Annotated in this window: 1 protein-coding gene; it reads left to right on the top strand. The window is 70.3% G+C overall.

Annotated features, from left to right (window positions below; translation table 11 throughout):
• Positions 1-10 precede the first annotated feature (10 nt).
• A partial coding sequence (locus HKX41_13845; protein NNC25216.1) for a SnoaL-like domain-containing protein occupies positions 11-232 on the top strand: 222 nt, incomplete at its 3' end.

Raw genomic sequence — 232 nt, 5'->3', positions numbered from 1 at the left:
CCGCCACGATCTGGCCACCGAACTGGTGCTGTCGTACTACGCCGCCTTCAACCGCGGCGACTGGGACGGCATGCTCGCCACGCTCGGCGACGAGGTGATCCACGACCTCAACCAGGGCGCGCGCGAAACCGGCCGCGACGCGTTCGCGGCGTTCCTGCAGCGGATGTCGCGGCACTACCGCGAACAACTGCGCGACATCGTGGTGATGGCCTCGCCGGACGGGACGCGCGCG

It is taken from the genome of Salifodinibacter halophilus (assembly GCA_012999515.1).
GTDB classification, from domain to species: Bacteria; Pseudomonadota; Gammaproteobacteria; order Nevskiales; family Salinisphaeraceae; genus Salifodinibacter; species Salifodinibacter halophilus.
The sequence above is the reverse complement of the archived record's forward strand: the minus strand, read 5'-3'. Positions and strand labels throughout refer to the sequence as shown.